We start from the raw sequence: 17,252 nt of genomic DNA on the forward strand, positions 1-17,252 counted from the left end.
CGAGCCGACGCGCGCTACAGAAGCCTTTGGATCGGGGATGCCCTTTCGATTTTGGCATCGGCATCACTCCACGTCTCGTCGTTGTCAGAATCACAGTCATCCGAAGGCAGCCGATCATTGGCACAATCATGCTCTCCGACGTTCCATGCTCTTCGGCGAGCGCCAATGAGTGCGGGCTTCGGCATACTTCCTGCCTGCACCATCTGATCGAAGACGTTGAGGGGAGCGCAGATGAAAGCGGCTATGGCCTCACGGGTGATGAGCCGGGGCTTGAGCGATGACGAGAGAGTCGTCTGCCTTGGCTTGGCGAGATCTTGGTAACAGATCCTAGATTCTTCGTGCCCGTTCTATCTTTTTCGGCGTAGTTGGCTATCCTTGTTACGACATGAAAGATATCATCGTCATACGTCGATGTGGGTGCAATGGAGTTGCTGGAGATGAACAAGCAGGGCGGAGGCGTCGAGATCGCGAAGGGAAATCCCTTTCACGCAGATGTCGTCCGTATGCTCAGAGACGCAGACGAATATTATGCGTCGCTTTACCCGCAAGAAAGCAACCACTTGATCGATGTGAATGAGTTGGCGAAGGACGATACTCTTTTCTTCGTCGCTCAGATCAACGACAGGGCGATTGGCTGCACGGCCCTCGTCTTGTCACCTGACTATGGTGAGTTGAAACGCATGTATGTAGATCCTGCCTATAGGGGGCTGGGGGTCGCGCAAGATCTGCTGGATACGATCGTGCAGGCCTCGCGAGGGGCAGGGCTATCTTGTATTCGTTTGGAAACCGGATATTTGCAGCATTCCGCGATAGCATTGTATCGAAAGAACGGCTTCTTCGAAATTCCGCCGTTTGGCGGTTACGGCATTGACCCGCTGAGCATATTCATGCAGCGCGACCTCTAGCAAACTGCTGAATGTCCCACAGGCATCTGCCTGCACTTTGGTGCCGATGTTGGACTCTGTCGTTGTCTTGGTCGTTGCGCGGTATTCGCTCTTCTGCGCAGCGGCCGCAGGCGGCCTATTTGAGGAGCATCAAGTGGACGCCAGTTCCCTAAGGGCTATGCGCTTCAACAGCAGCGCGGCACGCTCGATATTGCGATCGTCGAAATCATATGAGGGGCTGTGCAGGCTGGCAGCACCGTCCGCCCCCTGACCAATCAAGCAATATGCTCCCGGGACCTTTTGTAGAAAGAAGGAAAAGTCCTCTCCGGCCATGCTCGGACGAACGTTGCTCAGGATGTCGTCTTGATCAAGCAAGCTGTCTGCAACGCTGGTCACGAGAGCAGCGCGGTCCGCATGATTGATCGTGGCTGGATAGAGCTTCTTGTAGGTCACCAATCCCGTCAAATCATGGGCATCGCAGACGTGGTCCACGATATCTCGGATCTTCTTCTCAATAGTCGATTGAACGTCCGTACAATATGTACGAACCGTGCCGACACAGTCGACCCGATCGGGAATCATGCTGCCCTTGAGAGGGCTTCCGCCGTGAATGCCTCCGATAGATATGACGGCAGCCTCCGCGGGATCCACATAGCGCGATACGACGTTTTGCAGCATCGAAATGATGTTTGCGGTGGCAACGATCGGATCCCTCGTCTGGTGGGGAATTCCGCCATGGCCACCCGCTCCAAGGACGGAGATTTCGATTCGGTCCGCCGCGGCCATCACCGCCCCGCTATTGATGGCGATCTTTCCGATTGGAAGCCATGGCGCATTATGAATTGCATAGATCGAGCTGAGCGGGAATCTCTCAAGCAATCCATCTTCGATCATCGCTTTTGCACCCGCTCCCCCCTCCTCAGCGGGCTGGAAGATGCAACATACGGTTCCGGAAAACTCACGGTTCGCTGAAAGCTCTCGTGCGGTAGCGAGCAGAATGGCCATGTGGCCGTCGTGACCACACGCATGCATGCAGCCGCTGTTCTGCGACTGCCAAGCAAGACCCGTCTGCTCCGTCAATTCCAGGCCGTCCAGCTCTGCCCTCAACCCCACATACTTTCTGGTGCCGGTCCCTTTGATGCCGCGAATGATGCCGACCACACCGGTTCCGCCGATCCCGGTCTGTATCTCGTCGGCACCGAGCGCTTGCAGACACTCCACAACCATCGCCGACGTCTTGAGCTCCTTGTACCCTAACTCCGGAATCGAATGCAGCGCCCTGCGGATGCGTATCGCTTGATCGAGAGTGCCTGGCTGCAGTGCGTCACGCAATGACATATCATCTCCTTCGTCTCGAAGCGGGCGTCCTCGTCGCTGCGACCCGCTACGCCAGCCTCTGGATGTTCTCGGACAAGGCCATTGCCTCCGACCTTCCACGAACAGGAGCGAGTTGGTGAAACGACAGCATGTCCTCCAGGGCGGCCGCACAGGAAATGACGTCGTGGTCGCCATTTGTCGGCCCGATCACCTGCAGTCCTACTGGAAGACCCGACCGCGTCACACCGCAAGGCAGCGACAACGCAGGAAGACCGGCCACGGCCGCAACGTAGGTCAACGCTGTCCAGTCGAAATAGCCATCGAATACATGGCCTGCACATTCAACTACGGTCGGCTGATCGATCGGATGAGCCGGCACGATTGTCGACGGACATATCAAGAGATCATATGTTTCGAAGAAATCAGCCACATGCTGCACGATGCGAACCCGCGCCTGTTCGGCTTCAAGCATCTGGTCGATCGTCAGCTTCAGCCCCTCGGTCACGTTCTCCCTGATATCGGTTGATCTCACCAGCGTACCCTGCTTCCTCAGGACGCTACCAAGGCCGCACGCCAATACGTAAGCACGCATCACTCGAAAACATCGCTGGACACCATCTAGATTCGGAGACGCCTGATCCACGATGACGCCATTGGCCTGAAGTCGCGCCGCGGCATTTTGCACGATGCAAGCGACTTCGGGGTCCACAGGGCCGATGTTCAGATCAGCAGAGAAGGCGACTCGCTTCGGCAACTTCTGGACTTCAGCCGCGCTGGCAAACGACCGCAATGGACGTGGTTTGGAAAGCAGATCCCTATGGGTCTCGCCCGACATGGCGTCAAGGAACATTGCAAGATCGACGACGTTTCGCGCCATGGGGCCTTGGACGGCTAGCGTCTGATCAACGGATGCGCGGTTAGCCATCGCGACCCGCCCCGGCGACGGCCTCATCCCAACAACGCCACAAAAGCTCGCGGGAATGCGCAAGGATCCCCCCATGTCAGAGCCATGAGCAAGCCACGTCATATTCAACGCCAGAGCAGCAGCCGAACCGGAAGATGATCCCCCCGGCGAATATTTGACGTTCCACGGGTTCAAACACGGGTCAAAGACCGGATTCAGAGAATTGAATCCAACGCCGAGTTCAGGGACGTTGGACTTTCCAAATACAAGTCCCCCTTCATCCTCGATGTGCTGGACGACCGCATCAGTGAAGGCTGGAACATGATCGCTATATATGAGAGATCCGGCCGTCGATCGAACCCCGGACACTCTCTGAAGGTCCTTGATGACCAGCGGCAGGCCAGACAGTTGGCCGCGCTCGTCGCGAGGCTTCTGCATCAATTTTGATGCACGATCATGCGCCCTATCGAAGCAGAGCGTCGGCAGGGCGTTGACGGTCGAGTTGACCTCGCCGACGCGCTGTTCCACCGCATCAAGGCAATCATGCGGAGTCACGTCACCGCGTCTAAGCAGGGACACGACCTCAACAGCCGAATAGTCGAGCAAGGCGTTCATCGCTGGTGTGCCCCTTCGAAGATGAGTAAAGCGGTGCCCGCCACTGCCGTGATTGCGCCCAGGAGCGAACTTGCATTCGGTCTCTCACCCCGCGTAAGCCAGAGCAGAAGCAGGAGCACCAGCGGCGTCGAGGACGCGTATGTCATCGATATTGCGATTTTTCCGCTCGTGATCGCCAGCATAAGAAGCGTCAGGCCGCCGCACATTCCAACGAGCGCACTCACAACGATCTTGGCGTAAACGGTGGCTGAGCTGGCGTCTGTCCTGATGTCGTCGCTGCGGGTCCGGCCCATGATGACAAACAATAGGGACGCTGCGCAAAACCGTATTGTCGTCGCCATGATGGGCGACGTTCCCGCCGTTACGACGGGAGTCGAGATCAGCGTGCCGATCGCCTGGCATCCGGCTGCAAGAACCGCCAATGCGACGCCCGTGTTCTGACGTTCGGCGTTGAGATGTCCATTCAGGGGAGCGCCGGCGCCTCCTCTGAAGGCAATGACGATCAACGCCCCAGTCAGTACAAGAAGAATACCAACTCCCGCCTCTATCGTGGTCCTCTTGTGATAGATGGCAGCCTCCAGCACGGCGCCGATAACGACGTTGGACGAGAATATGATGCTGGTCTTCTTCGGCCCGATTTTGCTGATGGCGGCAATGAGAGACAGGTCGCCGACCACAATTCCAATGAGGCTCGATGCCGCGAGCGTCAGCGCGTCCGCGACACTCACGCGAAGCGGAACATCGGCGATGAACAGCACCGGTAGCATGAAAAAAGACGCGAAGATCATTCGCGTCTTCGTGAACTCGAAAACACCTGTGGTGCGACTGACGTCAGCGGCAATGAGGCTACTGATCGCCAGGCACGCAGCGGTTCCAAGCCCGGCAACTTCGACGCCGACCGTCATTCGACGTTAGCCGTCTCGACTGTTGCGTCATCAGACCTGGTATCGTCTGGATAGATGTCTTCCATCGAGTTGTGCGTTATGGAATCCGACACCATGTCTTCCGGCGACGCAAACGTCAGGACCACAACGGTTCTCTTGGTAGATCCCGTCAGGGGCGCCACACGATGCAGTGTCGTATTCGCCTTCATAAAATAGCAATGTCCGCTGTTGACGTAGAGAGACCGAACGACGTTGTCTTGCAGGACCCGCCGGAGATATGGCTCAGTGGAGCCTTTCTGCCATTCGACGTTCGAGAGGTACTCGACGCGTCCCCCGAGGAGCGGATCTGGAGCCTCAATGACAAAAATGAGGGCATAGGCATAATCGTCCCAATGCCATCCATGGGTGTCGCCAGGCTCGCACTGGCTGTTGATGATATACTCCTCGGGTCGGTAAGGAACCCGTTCAATGTTCTCACCGGCGAGCTTCCGGAGGAAGGAGAGAACCGCGTCGCTATTGAAGATGGCCGGAATAATCCCGTCATGTTGACAAATAGCGTCACGCCCGACGCTGCTGTAGGCTCTTGGTGTGTTGCCGCTTTCCTTGATGGTCAGCTTTCGCCGCTTCGACTCCCGGTCGAGCAGGATATTGGCTTCGCTGGTGAGCGCTTCGACCATATCCTTCGGAAGAAGCTGATCGATGACAGCGACGTGATTGCTCCTGAACGTTTGTGACAGCTGATCGATGGCGGCTTGCGACAGGCCGCCAATGTGACTAACTAGGCGCAGCTCGGTGTCTGTGGGCGTGCAGTTTGCTGACAGATTCATTGCAACCTCAAGTTCGGTGCTGAAAGAGCCAGGGCGGATCCCCCCGCCCGAGGACGTGCGGCTATGCATCGCGCGCGTCGCGACTGCCTCCGTCGTTCTGTACGGTGCCTGTGGGCCATGGAAGTATCGATACCGTATTTTTCGGATATGGCCGCCCGCGGTGGTCGTCGGTAGCTATGGACGACAGGGCATTGGGCTCGCTCTGCTTCGCGTTGAAGGCGACAAATCACAAAGGATGGCGTCGGTGAGCGAGAGCCAAGCAGGATGCCGCGCGATATTGCGAATGTTCGACGCGGCTCCCTGACGTTCAGTATCGTGTCACAAAGTTAAGGAGTGCGTCTTCGACGGACATCCTCCCTACGTCACGCCGCCTGTTCGGCGTTCATCGTCGGTGCCGTTCGCCGCGGCGCTGCTTGCCTGCTAATCGCCGTGTCATCCACCGCCGCTCGGAGCTCTATCTCAAGCCACCTCGACTTCACCGACGATGTGTTCGCTCAATAGAGTGGAATCAGCGATGATGAATTATGAAGGCATATTTGTCCGGGCGATCGACGCTCTTCGTGAGGAAAGGCGATATCGGACATTTGCCACTCTGGTGCGCAATCCCGAGACTGCGCCGACTGCGCTCTGGCGACCGCCGGGCGAGACACGAGCACCACAGCCCGTTACCGTCTGGTGCTCCAATGACTATCTCTGCATGGGCCTGCATCCGGATGTGATCGAAGCGTCCACGGAAGCGTCCCGGAGCTTTGGCACGGGCGCGGGAGGAACAAGGAACATCTCCGGCACGCACCAAAAAATCGTAGAGTTGGAGCAGGAGCTGGCCAGTCTGCATGGAAAGGAGGCGGCGCTCGTCTTCACGTCAGGCTGGGTATCGAACTTCGCAGCAATCTCCACCATCGGGACTCTGTTGCCGGACTGCGTGATATTTTCAGACGCGGACAACCATAACTCGATCATTGAGGGTATCAGCCGCTCGAGATGCGAGAAGAAGATCTGGCGTCATAACGACGTGAGGCATCTTGAGCAGCTGCTTGCCGCGGAGCCCCGCAATCGCGCAAAACTCATCGTATTTGAAAGTCTCTATTCGATGAGCGGCAGTATTGCGCCCATCGGCGGGATCGCTGCTCTCGCTGAACGCTACGGTGCCATGACCTACATCGACGAAGTTCATGCGGTGGGGCTGTATGGACCTCAAGGTGGGGGCATTTGCGATCGAGACGGCCTCGCAGATCGGATCGACGTCATTCAAGGTACGCTCGCCAAAGGGTTCGGATCGCTTGGCGGCTATGTCGCCGCAAATGCATCGATCGTCGATTCAATCCGAAGCTATGCGCCGTCGTTCATCTTCACGTCGACGATGCCGCCAAACGTCGCCGCGAGCGCAACGGCGGCGGTACGTCATCTGCGCCGGTCCAAGGCCGAACGCGACCAACAGCAGGCGGTGACGCGCAGGGTCCGGCGCGCGCTCCAGGCCGCGCGCCTGCCGGTCATGGCCAATGAATCGCATATCATCCCGGTCGTGGTAGGCGACGCGCAGAAATGTACCGCCGCGAGCCAGATGCTGTTGGAACGACACAGGATATATGTTCAGCCTATAAATTATCCGACTGTGAGCAAGGGCACGGAGCGGCTTCGTCTGACTCCGACACCGGCCCATCGAGACGTGCACATCGACCTGCTGGTCGCCGCTCTCTCTGATGTCTGGGCGTCTCTCGAGCTTCCGTACGATGAACGGGCCGCGCGATCTCCGATCGTTGGCATGACGGACAACGCGGTCAATCCGAAAGACATGACGAATCAGCGGTCGGTTCCGGCGGAGTAAAGGCGAACGCACCGCGCGTCGTGACGATGCGGCATCAGGCATGGCGAGGGCGGATACATGACGCATTCCAAGTACAAGATCCTGTTCGTAACGCAGCACTATCATCCAATTCATCTGGCAGACGACCGGATCTATATTGTCGAACCCATCCAGTACGAAGTGCTGGCGTCCATGCTGGACAAGGATGAGGTGGACATTTCTCTGCTGGATCAGCGCCTTGATCGCCGCCCGTTGGCCCTGCTCGAGACGATAAGGCGCCTGCGTCCAAACTTCGTCGGATTCACGTCTTGGACGATGCATGTCGACCTCGTGCGGATGCAGGCGGCGCTGGTCAAGCAGATCGACCCGTCGATCATCGTTGCGGTAGGGGGGCATCATGCTAGCCTAAGTCCGTCCGACTTTGCGGACCCCAACATTGACTACGTCATGATGGGAGAGGCTTATCTCTCTTTCCGGGATCTGATCCTGCGCTGCCGGGAAAGCGAGCGTAACGTAGCTGATCTGGCAGGCGTTGCCTGGCAGGACAACGGCAAATTCTTCTCGAACGGCAAGGCGGTCGTTCCGAAGTCCTTCGATCTCGACAGCCTCCCCCTCCCGGACCGAAGCATCCTCGGCAAGTATAAGGGCAGATACTATCACCTCTGGTGGAAGCCGGTTGCTGCCCTGAGGACGTCCATGGGATGTCCCGCAAGATGCTCGTTCTGCAACTTGTGGCGGCCGAACCTCGGAAAGTATCTAACGTGGAGTCCGGAATACATCGTCGAGTACCTCAAGACGATCGAGGAGCCGTATGTCATATTTACAGACGACCACTTCTTCGGGGACGGGCGCCGGGCGCACGCCATTGGTGAAGCGATCCTTCGGGCGGGCATCAAGAAGGAGTACTTGTTCTACAGTCGGGCGGACGCGATTGTCAGAGACCCGAGCCTGGTCGCGCTGTGGTCGCGGGTTGGGCTCAAGCGCCTTCGGATGGGTCTGGAGAGCTATTCCGACTCCGAGCTCGGTGCCATGGAAAAGGGCAGCTCCGTGGCGCACAACGACAGGGCCATCGAGATTCTCAAGAAGCATGAAGTCTTGATCGAAGGCCTGTTTATCGTCGGTGTCGACTACAAAAGAGAACAGTTCGAAAACTTGACGAGCTACATCCGCAGCCGAAAAGTCGATATCCCGAACATCACTGTAGCGACGCCGATGCCGGGGACGACAGACTACGCCAAGAACGAAGACGCGCTCATTTACAAGAACCCGACGTACTACGATTTTCAGCACGCCGTGCTCCCCACAAGGCTCGATATCAAGGAGTTCTGCCATCTCTATGGGAAGATGCTGCTCAAGGTCCAGAGACCGCCACTCGAGCAGATCCGGCGCATAGGTCTGTTCAAATTCATTTGTAACGTTCCGTCATTCTGGATCTACTTTCTTCGCGTCTACACGTCTTACAAGCACTACGGCTACGTAGAGCGAAGCGGGGGCGAGCTTCCAACACTTCCATGGGTTGATATGCGGCGCGGAAGCTGCGGCGGTGACGCGGTAGCGGACAAGAAATATGGCTCCGTCGACATCGACAAGGTGTTTCCGACAGGGGTTCCGTCATGACGGACGAGGCCGACGTCACGAATGATATCAAGCTCCGCTTCGGACGCCCCGACGATTTTGCCGCGCTTAGGTCTCTGCGGGACAAGGTGTTCTGCGATGAGCTTGGGATTCAGGAGCGATCCTATCACGACGTCATTTTCGATTGGTATTCGAAGAATGTCGTTTTGCTTGCGGGCAACCGTTTGATAGGTGCTGTTCGTCTTGCCTACATCCGAGATTGGCAGGAGTACTATGTCAGCTACCTATGCCTCGCGGCGCAATACCGCCGGAAAGCGCATCTGCGGCTGTTGTTCGGAGCCATTATTCTGCTCATGAAGCGAAATGGGATCAGGTCAATCAGGGCGGATTCGTCCGACGCAAATCTGATGATGTATCAGGCGATGGGGTGCGTTCCCATCGGAGGAAAGTTCAAGAAGCCAGGATTTGTCTGCGACTGGACACCGATGCGCTACGACATTGGTGTCAATGCAGCGGCGGAGGAGAGTCTTTCAGAACGCGCGGCGGCTCATTTTGAACCGTGGACCGAGAGCGATCTGACATGGGTGTTCGACACCGTGTTTCATCGGTGTGACACCGCGTCGGCATTCGGGGCGACTTTCGAGACCCTTCTCGAAAAGGATCTGATCCCTGGGCATCTGCCGTATCTGGCTCGTCCCGACCGGGTGATCGACCTGCCGCACGATGAGGCGTTTACGCGTCATCTGAGGACAGTCGAGGTGCGGTCAGATGACGATGAATTCTTTTCGGCAACTTCAACAGCATCTCCCACTCGCCCTGCCTGCCCGGATCGCACGACCATCACCGCGGGCAGTCGGTTCGCGCATCTGAATGCTCGGTTTTCGTCCAAGACCCTGGTGGCGGTTCTTGTCGACTCGGAGGCGTTGGTCTTGGCGCGATTATACGCTGTCCTGACCTGCAAGCGTCTGGTCGAGTTGAACGATTGGGGGGAACTGCCCTCTCTCTGCCCACCGTCCGTATCGAGCGTGACGGCCATTATCGGACCGGCTGATCGGGCACTGTCGAAGGCGGTTTTATCGGCAGCGCAACGCCGATGCGCTATCGGGCTCCTGACCGCCGCGGACCTGCCGGCTCTCTCGTCCACGTTGCTCGGCTCGTATCTGAACTTCATTGGACCAACACAAGTGGCGATCGCGGTCCATCCGGTGGGTCTTGTGTCGTACGAGGCGCCGACAGGCGCGTGCGGTCGTGGGCTCGGCCCAGGTTTGTGGAGCCTCGCCGGTGGACCAGAAATGACCGTCGTCGCGATTGGCCCGTATCATTTGCTCATCGTGCCCGCCAGGATATGCCGAGCTGCCGTAGCGGCCATTTCAGAATTTCTCAAGGTTGGCTATGCGATCGGACAATCAGTCCGATTGGTCCGCGAGGAGTGCCTGGGCGATGAGCCGATCCTGCTGATGGGAGATCCGAGCCTTCGCCTCGATATCGCCCCGTCAGAGAAGAACGCGGAGGCGACGCGGCGCTTGGCGGCCGTCTCGGACTGATGTTCGTGCTGAACAACTCATTTTCGATGCCTGCTTTCACGGCCGCGGTGGTGACAGGGACGCTATGCGTTGTTGGGCCGTGTTTTCTTTTCGGGCTGGCGCTGGTTGCGACGATCTTCGTGCGCGCGATGCCAAGGCGATCGGGTGAACGCAGGCTTGCCGGGTTGAAGAACGAGGTCAGGATCTATCACGACAAGCATGGCGTTCCCCATATCTTCTCGGAGAATTTTCAGGATGCCGCGCGGTGCCTGGGTTACCTGCACGCAAGCGAGCGCCTGTTTCAGATGGAAATTCACCGACGTGCTGGACAGGGGCGACTTTCCGAAATCTTCGGGGCGGAGTTCGTCGACACAGACAAAATCATTCGTGTTCTAGGTCTCTACCAACTGGCCAAGACCAGCTTTGCCGCGCTTGCGCCGGAAACTCAATCCACGCTTTCGGCCTATGCGGACGGCGTCAATGCATTCTTGTCGACCCACCGAAGCAAACTGCCGTTTGAGATGGTCTGGTTGAGAATCCGGCCGGAGCCATGGTCTCCCATTGATTCAGTCGTGTGGGGCAAGCTCATGGCTTGGCAAATGAGCCGGAACTATCTCGCCGAGCTGAATCGAGCCGAGTTGACCAGCAGAATCGGAACGGTCGATGCCGGCCCGTTTTATCCGGATCCCATGCGGGGCAAGACCGGACCATTGGTATCGGGTGGGTCTGGTGGCTCGCGCGGACAATCCGACTTTTCAGACAAGATGGGAGCGCTGCTCGGATTGGCCAATGGCGCTTCAAATGCTTGGGTCGTCGCCGGCGAGCGAACCACCAGCGGCCACCCGCTCCTCGCGAACGATCCGCATCTTGACGTGTCGTCGCCGGTGCTCTGGTTTTTATGCCGGATCGTCACCCCCGGAGGATGGGTGAAGGGAGCCGGAGTACCAGGCGTACCGATGATCCTGCTTGGACAGAACGAGAGCATCGCCTGGGGAACCACGGCGGCGATGTCCGACGTTCAGGATCTGTTCGTGGAAACTCTGGATCCGTCGGATCCGACCAAATATCTTGCGCAGGCTGGCTCTCACGCATTTGACAGGCATGAAGAGACGATTCGAGTCCGAGGTCGGCCCGACGTCAAATTCGCCATCCGCAAGTCGCGGCATGGCCCGGTGCTATCCGATGCTGTCCCGCGTCTTGCCGCGCTGGCGGGCAGCGATGGCGTCATCGCGCTATCCTTCAGCGGGCTCGGAGATTGTGACCGCACTGCCGAGGCGTTTCTGAAGCTCAATCGGGCGCGGAATTGGGAGGAGTTCAAGGATAGTCTGCGGCTGTACGAAACGCCTGCGCAGAACATGTTCTACGCCGACGTCGCCGGCAATATCGGAGTCATGAGTCTCGGGCGGGTCCCAGTGCGCAAGTCGGAATATGGCCTGCATCCCGCGGCGGGATCAACAGGTGATGCAGACTGGTCAGGCTACGTTCCGTTCGAGCAGATGCCGCACTCGTTCAATCCGGCCTGTGGCTATATCCATAATGCGAATGGTCGACCGGCCTGGTGTGGGCACGATGTCTTTATGGGATGCGATTGGGAAGAGCCGTATCGGACACAAAGAGTCCAGCAGTTTTTCGACAACATCAGATTGCACTCGCTGGAAACATCTGCCGAAATGCAGGCCGACATTCTATCTCTCGCCGCTCAGGACCTTCTGCCGATTTTGCTTCGAGCAACCCCGTCCAGTCCACTGGGACGGCAAGCCCTCGCGCTGCTCTCGAAGTGGGACGGCACGATGCACAAGGACTGGGCAGAACCGCTCATTTTCAACGGGTGGATGCAGGCGCTCCGACGAATGCTGATCGATGACAAGGCGAAGGTGAAGCTTGAGTATGTCGGGCCATGTGCGGCTTCGCTCCTCAGGAAGCTTATCCTGGAGCATCCCAAATGGTGCGCTTCGGGCGAAGAGACGGATCTGGAATGTCGTGCATGTCTGACGCGGGCTCTCGAAGAAGCTATGGCGCTGCTCTCGAGGCGCCGCGGATCTGACCTGACGAAATGGCGGTGGGGTGACGAGCACATCTCGACGCTTTCGCACGTCTTCTACTCGCGGATACCGATCTTCAGGTCATTGAGCGAGCTTGGCGTCGGAAGTGGCGGGGACCTGTATACGCTCAACAGCGGAGGTGCTCTGCAGCCGCACCATGATCGCCCGTTCGAGCGGAAACACGTTCCGACATTTAGAGCCCTATATGATCTCGGCGATCCGGATCGGTCCCGCTTCATGACCGCGACCGGCCAATCTGGCCATATCTTCTCGCGCTTTTACGGAAACCTGACGCCGCTTTGGAACGAAGGCGAGTCGATCACGCTGGCTGGCGATGAGTTGGCCTTGCAGCGTGAAGGCGCGACTCTCATGAGATTTATTCCGTAGGGCTGACAGGCAGTCACATGGCGGTCGAGGAAGCATCTTTGGTCAAATCGGGTGATACGGAAGCCGATTCCTCGGGCGCGCCGTTGCCGCCGGTTGACTCAGGGTCCAGTCGATCAAGTCCCTATGTTTCGGGGCTGATCGCAGTCATGTTTTGGGGAACGACTCCGGCCGCGACGGTACTGGTCGCCCATGACATGCCCTCATCGTTGATCGGGCCGTCCAGACTTCTCCTGGCCGCGGTCTTCCTCCTACCAATGGTTCTCCTGCTTCGGCCGCCGCTTCCGACCGATAGGGGAGGTTGGATCGCCGTTGCGATCAACGGTGTGATCGGGTTCGGTGGCTCGTTCTTTCTGCAGGGTCTGGGCTTCTCGCGAACGTCGACTTCGCACGCGGCTCTCATCTTGGCTTGCGCTCCGGTGTTTACATCCATCATCCAGCATGTGCTGTCCCGGACATTTCCCCGCACTCTTTGGCTGATCGGAAGTGCGATGGCATTGTGTGGTGAGACGTTTCTGATCGGCGCTCGTTCGAACGGCGATGTCTTCGGCAGTGGAACAATGGTGGGCGACGTCATCGTTCTCATCGGCACCATTACGGTCAGCATTGGATATGTGGCAGGCGCTCGCGCATCTGCGCGAATTGGCCTGTTCGGAGCGACGGCATGGTCGATCATCTTCGGTGCTGCTCTTGTGACGCCGCTGTTGCCCTCTGTCCTGGAGGCGATCTCCGGGGTGACGGTCGTCGGAGGAGGGGCCCTGTTCTTTCTTGCGGTCTTTTGCACCTTGATCGGATTCGCCGCATGGTTCTGGGCTTTGGACAAGGGAGGCGTCTCGGCGATTGCGCCTCTGCAGTTCGGACAGCCGATCGTATCACTCTTGATAGCCGTGATCTTTCTGGGAGAACAGCTTTCGATGAGCATTTTTGCTGCGGTTGGATTGGTTCTCACGGGGGTATACTTCTGTCGAAAGTCGGCGTGAGAGGTCGTATCCCGCGAGGTGGGTCGCCGGTTGGCAATGCGGCTCTTGATGTGCGTTCCGCAATAGCGGCTGGGCGAATTGCTGTGCTGGATGAATGCGGTTGCAGGTTGTTGTTGTCAGCGAGCCGAACCGCAAGGTCGAAGAACAGCGTTTCGTTCAAGAACTCGTCGCGGATCTCTGCATCCGGTTCATCATGACGCTGCGGGTGAGCTCGGTACTTTGTCCGAGACGATCGCGCCCGGCTTGCCGTCCGGTGCGACAATCGCAGTCAGCCCGCGCGCTTCCTGCCGCCCGAGAGCGAAGTATCGGCAAATGCACCCAGTCATTCCGCGGTGACGATCGTCGATCGCACAGCTGTCAGCGCGAACGCTGGCTCGGCACGCTCTTGGCGCGGCGGACCGCAAACTGCTGATCGGCACTCGAACTGCCGAGCTCTCGTCCTTGGACGGGGCTTACCGCCTGCAGGTGCTTGCGGGCGGCTCGCTGTAGCCAACAGCCAGAAGGCAACTTGGGCCCGGAATGACAGGTCTGGTTAGGTCACCGGGGTCGCCGCGCTGTAGGTGCGGTTGGCGCCGTCCACCTGCAAGGAGCATAGATCCAACGGCTCGGGTACAATCTCTCGTAGCGCGTGAAGTACCCCGATCCTGCGCAGCGGTCCTGCGCAGATGTGACGTTTTGCTTTGGAAGCGGCGAGGTCTCGGAGGGATGGTTGGTCTAAGATGTCAGTGTCGATTCCCAAGCATTTGCGCGATGTAGATACCGTACGGTCAGAGACTCTCGCCTCCAACGCAAGGGTCGGTCGCCCATCAAAGACCACGGGATCGGCGAGTGGTTGCGCATTCCATCCAAGCCGGTTCAGCCGCCGTACCCAACCCGGCTTGGATTGCGCGATAAGACCCGTGATGCCGAGGTACTGACATATCTCTGCTATGGCGACCATCAGTCGACGCGAGGCTAGAACGTCACCGTCTCCAATCTCGGACCTGGCGCAAAGACGGGTCCATTCGAAGATGTCCGGCGCCTTCGGATATGATCGCCCCCGCACCAGCTCCGGATACACGTGCGACAGGAGATGCGGCCTGGTCGTCGGAAGAAGCCGCGAGTACGCCATCACCCGTCCGTCGTGGATATCAACTACATGCAGCGCATCATCACCATCAAACTGGTCCCGATCGCGCCGGTCCGGCTTGACAAGGCTTGACCACGCAAGCGCTTCCACGAAGATCCTATATCTAAGATCGTAGATTTCATCCATAAGGCTGGGGGTCGCCAGTTTTGAATCCTCGTAGAACGCAAATATCATCATGGTCTCCTCGGGTAGGGAGACCAACCGATCATTTTGCAGAAGTATTGGCGATGCCGTTCTAGTACAGTATTTACTTCATACCGGCTTTAGCGAACCGTTCAATATCGCGATGCGGACGGCCTCTGTTCGGCTGCCGGCGCGAAGCTTCGACATCGCGTTGCGAAGATATTGATCGACGGTTCGCTTGGAAAGACGAGCCTCAAAGGCGATTTCCTTGGATTTCAGGCCGTGCATCGCCCAATGTAGGCATTCCAGTTCGCGCGGCGCGAGCACGCACGCTCGCTCCTCTTTCGCCGTTGCAGGTCTTTTCGCGTGTATCATTTGGTCGACACGCTGATGACTGAGTAACGCCATGAAATGAAGATTGTGCCGATCGCTTCGCTGCAGCGGCTTGGCGCCCGTCGCAAACGATACGCAGGTTGTGCGCATTTGCGGACCGTGGATGGGGACCGTGAAGCCGTCAATCAGTCCTGCGTCCCTTGCTTCGTCCATGAGCTTTCGTTGTTTTGCGGTGAGCGGCTGAACCGCACACTCCTCGCTCCAGACGTACGGCGTCGCTCTTTCCCGAAGCAGTTGGGCAATCGGGTCTATATGGACATAATTTCTCTCATTATAATATCTGATCCAGGCATCATTCCAGCCACGTAGCTGGATATGAGGCTCGAGGATTTCCATTCGGCTCGGCAGGTCAGCGATAAAGACGCCGGTCACTCCGAAGCGCTCAGTGGAGGCTAGAAGCAGCTCGAGTAGGCTGTCGATGCTAGTAGCATCAGCGATAGCTTCGCCATAGGCCTGAGGGATCTCAAACATTGCCTTCTGTCTCGAACGCAAAGTAGTCAGGATACTGCCGATAGCTGACGGATATCTCTCGTCCGGACAGTCACCTTAGAAGTTCGCGAGTCGCCACACATTCAACCAGCGCACCTCCTCCCGACGTTCCGTTCAGAAATTCCTCGTCTCGCCCGCGCGGTCGTGCACAAAAAAATTGGAGAGTCGCTTCTTCGACATGCCCTACAACCTCTGCGGATGATTAGCAGTGACGGTATAGGAATGCAACCGTTCTGGTTTCCTTGGAATGGTTTTTTGCAGATTGAATGGCAATCTGGTCGGAGCGGTGCGTCGAATGTCTGCCGTACGACTCTGGTAATCGGCCGCAGACATCAAGAAAGCTGTGGCGAAACCCATTCACCGATTCCTCTGCTGGGCGGCTCTCGCTGCCATCAAACGCGACCGAACGATAATGAACGGCCAGAAGCCGGCGGCCCCGACGTCCTGGGTAGGAGACGAGAGTGTCAGCGAATACACGTATTGATTGACGATGAGAAGACTGATCCAGCCAGCACTTGAAAAGCGGTCTGCAAGCGCAGCGTTTTTTCGCCATCAACGCGAACAGCCGGCCTGCTGAACCGATCGCGCCGCGCGTCGGGATACGACGCGTTCATTGAGAAGGCAAACAACCGATTGATATTGCGGCAGTTCGTCTCGACGATTTGCCAAAATGGCTTTGATATCGTTGCATCATCAAACTGATTTTGAATCCGCCATGCGGCCTCTCATCCAGCAGCGTGGCCCGACGTCATGGAATCGTCATTGGTGGAATGACCATGGAAGTTGCTGGCAAGTCATATGCCTCTTAATCAGCGGGTCCTAGGTTCGAGCCCTATGCGCCTGCCGCCAACAATCTATGGTTGTGTTTGATCCAAGGCCTGAACTGCAGGCCTCGTACGGGCAATCTTCAACACGGTGGGTGAGATCGATTATGTCGTCGGTGACGTGCCCGTGGTTGCTCACTCTGCTCGAACCAAGGAGCGCGACATCAATCGACGCCCGTGAGGCCGGCACATCGAGACTGTGAATAGCTCGGATCAAAACGATCAATTTTACGAATGTTCCGCGATCGCTCATCAATGACGCGATCGGACGGCGCGGGCGCGTCGCCAGGACGAAGGTCGACGGGCGCAAGCTCGTTTCGAAGAAGAACGCGCCGCTAAAAAGGGGGGATCCATGAGAACAGGACTGATGCGGCCCGTGTCCGTAGCATTGATAATGGTCGGACTGATCCGGGGCGCGTGGGCCGCCGAGAACGGGACTACGAACTACCCGGCGGGCTCGCCCGGGGTGTTCATCTCCGCATTTCCGCCGATTCCGGGTCTGTTTGCGATCAGTCAGACCAACTACACCAGTTCGAACGGCTTGTATGACGGACA

At 57.8% G+C, this 17,252-nt stretch carries 12 protein-coding genes and 1 pseudogene; 7 read left to right on the forward strand and 6 right to left on the reverse strand.

The features are described 5' to 3' along the window. Window positions 1-437 precede the first annotated feature (437 nt). Entirely contained in the window at window positions 438-905 is a 468-nt protein-coding gene (locus QX132_RS22390; protein ID WP_316162915.1) for a GNAT family N-acetyltransferase, read from the forward strand. Between the two features lie 129 nt (window positions 906-1,034). Here the strand turns inward: QX132_RS22390 and QX132_RS22395 are convergent, their stop codons facing one another. The 4 genes from QX132_RS22395 to QX132_RS22410 are packed head-to-tail and all read right to left on the reverse strand — an operon-like array spanning window position 1,035 to window position 5,431. Beyond that, window positions 1,035-2,222 (reverse strand): amidohydrolase, encoded by a 1,188-nt coding sequence (locus tag QX132_RS22395; RefSeq protein ID WP_316162916.1) that lies wholly within the window; start codon window positions 2,220-2,222, stop codon window positions 1,035-1,037. A 46-nt stretch (window positions 2,223-2,268) separates the two neighbouring features. Then, on the reverse strand, window positions 2,269-3,720 hold the full coding sequence (locus QX132_RS22400) for an amidase (RefSeq protein ID WP_316162917.1): 1,452 nt from the start codon (window positions 3,718-3,720) through the stop codon (window positions 2,269-2,271). Beyond that, window positions 3,717-4,625, reverse strand: a complete 909-nt coding sequence (locus QX132_RS22405; RefSeq protein WP_315752041.1) for a DMT family transporter — start codon at window positions 4,623-4,625, stop codon at window positions 3,717-3,719. The genes QX132_RS22400 and QX132_RS22405 overlap by 4 nt, the downstream gene beginning before the upstream one ends. Continuing rightward, window positions 4,622-5,431: a hypothetical protein gene (locus QX132_RS22410; RefSeq protein WP_315752040.1), complete on the reverse strand. Its 810-nt coding sequence runs from the start codon at window positions 5,429-5,431 to the stop codon at window positions 4,622-4,624. The genes QX132_RS22405 and QX132_RS22410 overlap by 4 nt, the downstream gene beginning before the upstream one ends. A 517-nt stretch (window positions 5,432-5,948) precedes the next feature. Here QX132_RS22410 and hemA point away from each other — a divergent pair. The 5 genes from hemA to QX132_RS22435 are packed head-to-tail and all read left to right on the forward strand — an operon-like array spanning window position 5,949 to window position 13,739. Further along, a complete protein-coding gene (hemA, locus tag QX132_RS22415) occupies window positions 5,949-7,256 on the forward strand; it encodes a 5-aminolevulinate synthase (RefSeq protein WP_316162924.1) in 1,308 nt (435 codons plus the stop codon). Window positions 7,257-7,313: 57 nt separating this feature from the next. Beyond that, the gene (locus QX132_RS22420) at window positions 7,314-8,852 is read left to right on the forward strand and encodes a B12-binding domain-containing radical SAM protein (protein ID WP_315752039.1); all 1,539 of its coding nucleotides are present in this window, start codon (window positions 7,314-7,316) and stop codon (window positions 8,850-8,852) included. Then, complete coding sequence (locus QX132_RS22425) at window positions 8,849-10,354, forward strand: hypothetical protein (RefSeq protein WP_316162918.1); 1,506 nt, start codon at window positions 8,849-8,851, stop codon at window positions 10,352-10,354. Before QX132_RS22420 ends, QX132_RS22425 begins: the two co-directional genes overlap by 4 nt. After that, the gene (locus QX132_RS22430) at window positions 10,354-12,762 is read left to right on the forward strand and encodes a penicillin acylase family protein (RefSeq protein WP_316162919.1); all 2,409 of its coding nucleotides are present in this window, start codon (window positions 10,354-10,356) and stop codon (window positions 12,760-12,762) included. Before QX132_RS22425 ends, QX132_RS22430 begins: the two co-directional genes overlap by 1 nt. 17 nt (window positions 12,763-12,779) lie before the next feature. Continuing rightward, window positions 12,780-13,739: a DMT family transporter gene (locus QX132_RS22435; protein ID WP_315828104.1), complete on the forward strand. Its 960-nt coding sequence runs from the start codon at window positions 12,780-12,782 to the stop codon at window positions 13,737-13,739. 532 nt (window positions 13,740-14,271) lie between these two features. Here the strand turns inward: QX132_RS22435 and QX132_RS22440 are convergent. Continuing rightward, entirely contained in the window at window positions 14,272-15,042 is a 771-nt protein-coding gene (locus QX132_RS22440) for an acyl-homoserine-lactone synthase (RefSeq protein WP_316162920.1), read from the reverse strand. Between the two features lie 78 nt (window positions 15,043-15,120). Next, window positions 15,121-15,855: a LuxR family transcriptional regulator gene (locus tag QX132_RS22445; protein WP_315715569.1), complete on the reverse strand. Its 735-nt coding sequence runs from the start codon at window positions 15,853-15,855 to the stop codon at window positions 15,121-15,123. 1,194 nt (window positions 15,856-17,049) lie between these two features. Between QX132_RS22445 and QX132_RS22450 the strand changes: the two are divergent. Then, window positions 17,050-17,252: pseudogene (locus QX132_RS22450) on the forward strand (transporter); the annotation flags it as partial.

It is taken from the genome of Bradyrhizobium sp. SZCCHNRI20481 (genome assembly GCF_032485055.1).
Classification (GTDB): domain Bacteria; phylum Pseudomonadota; class Alphaproteobacteria; order Rhizobiales; family Xanthobacteraceae; genus Bradyrhizobium.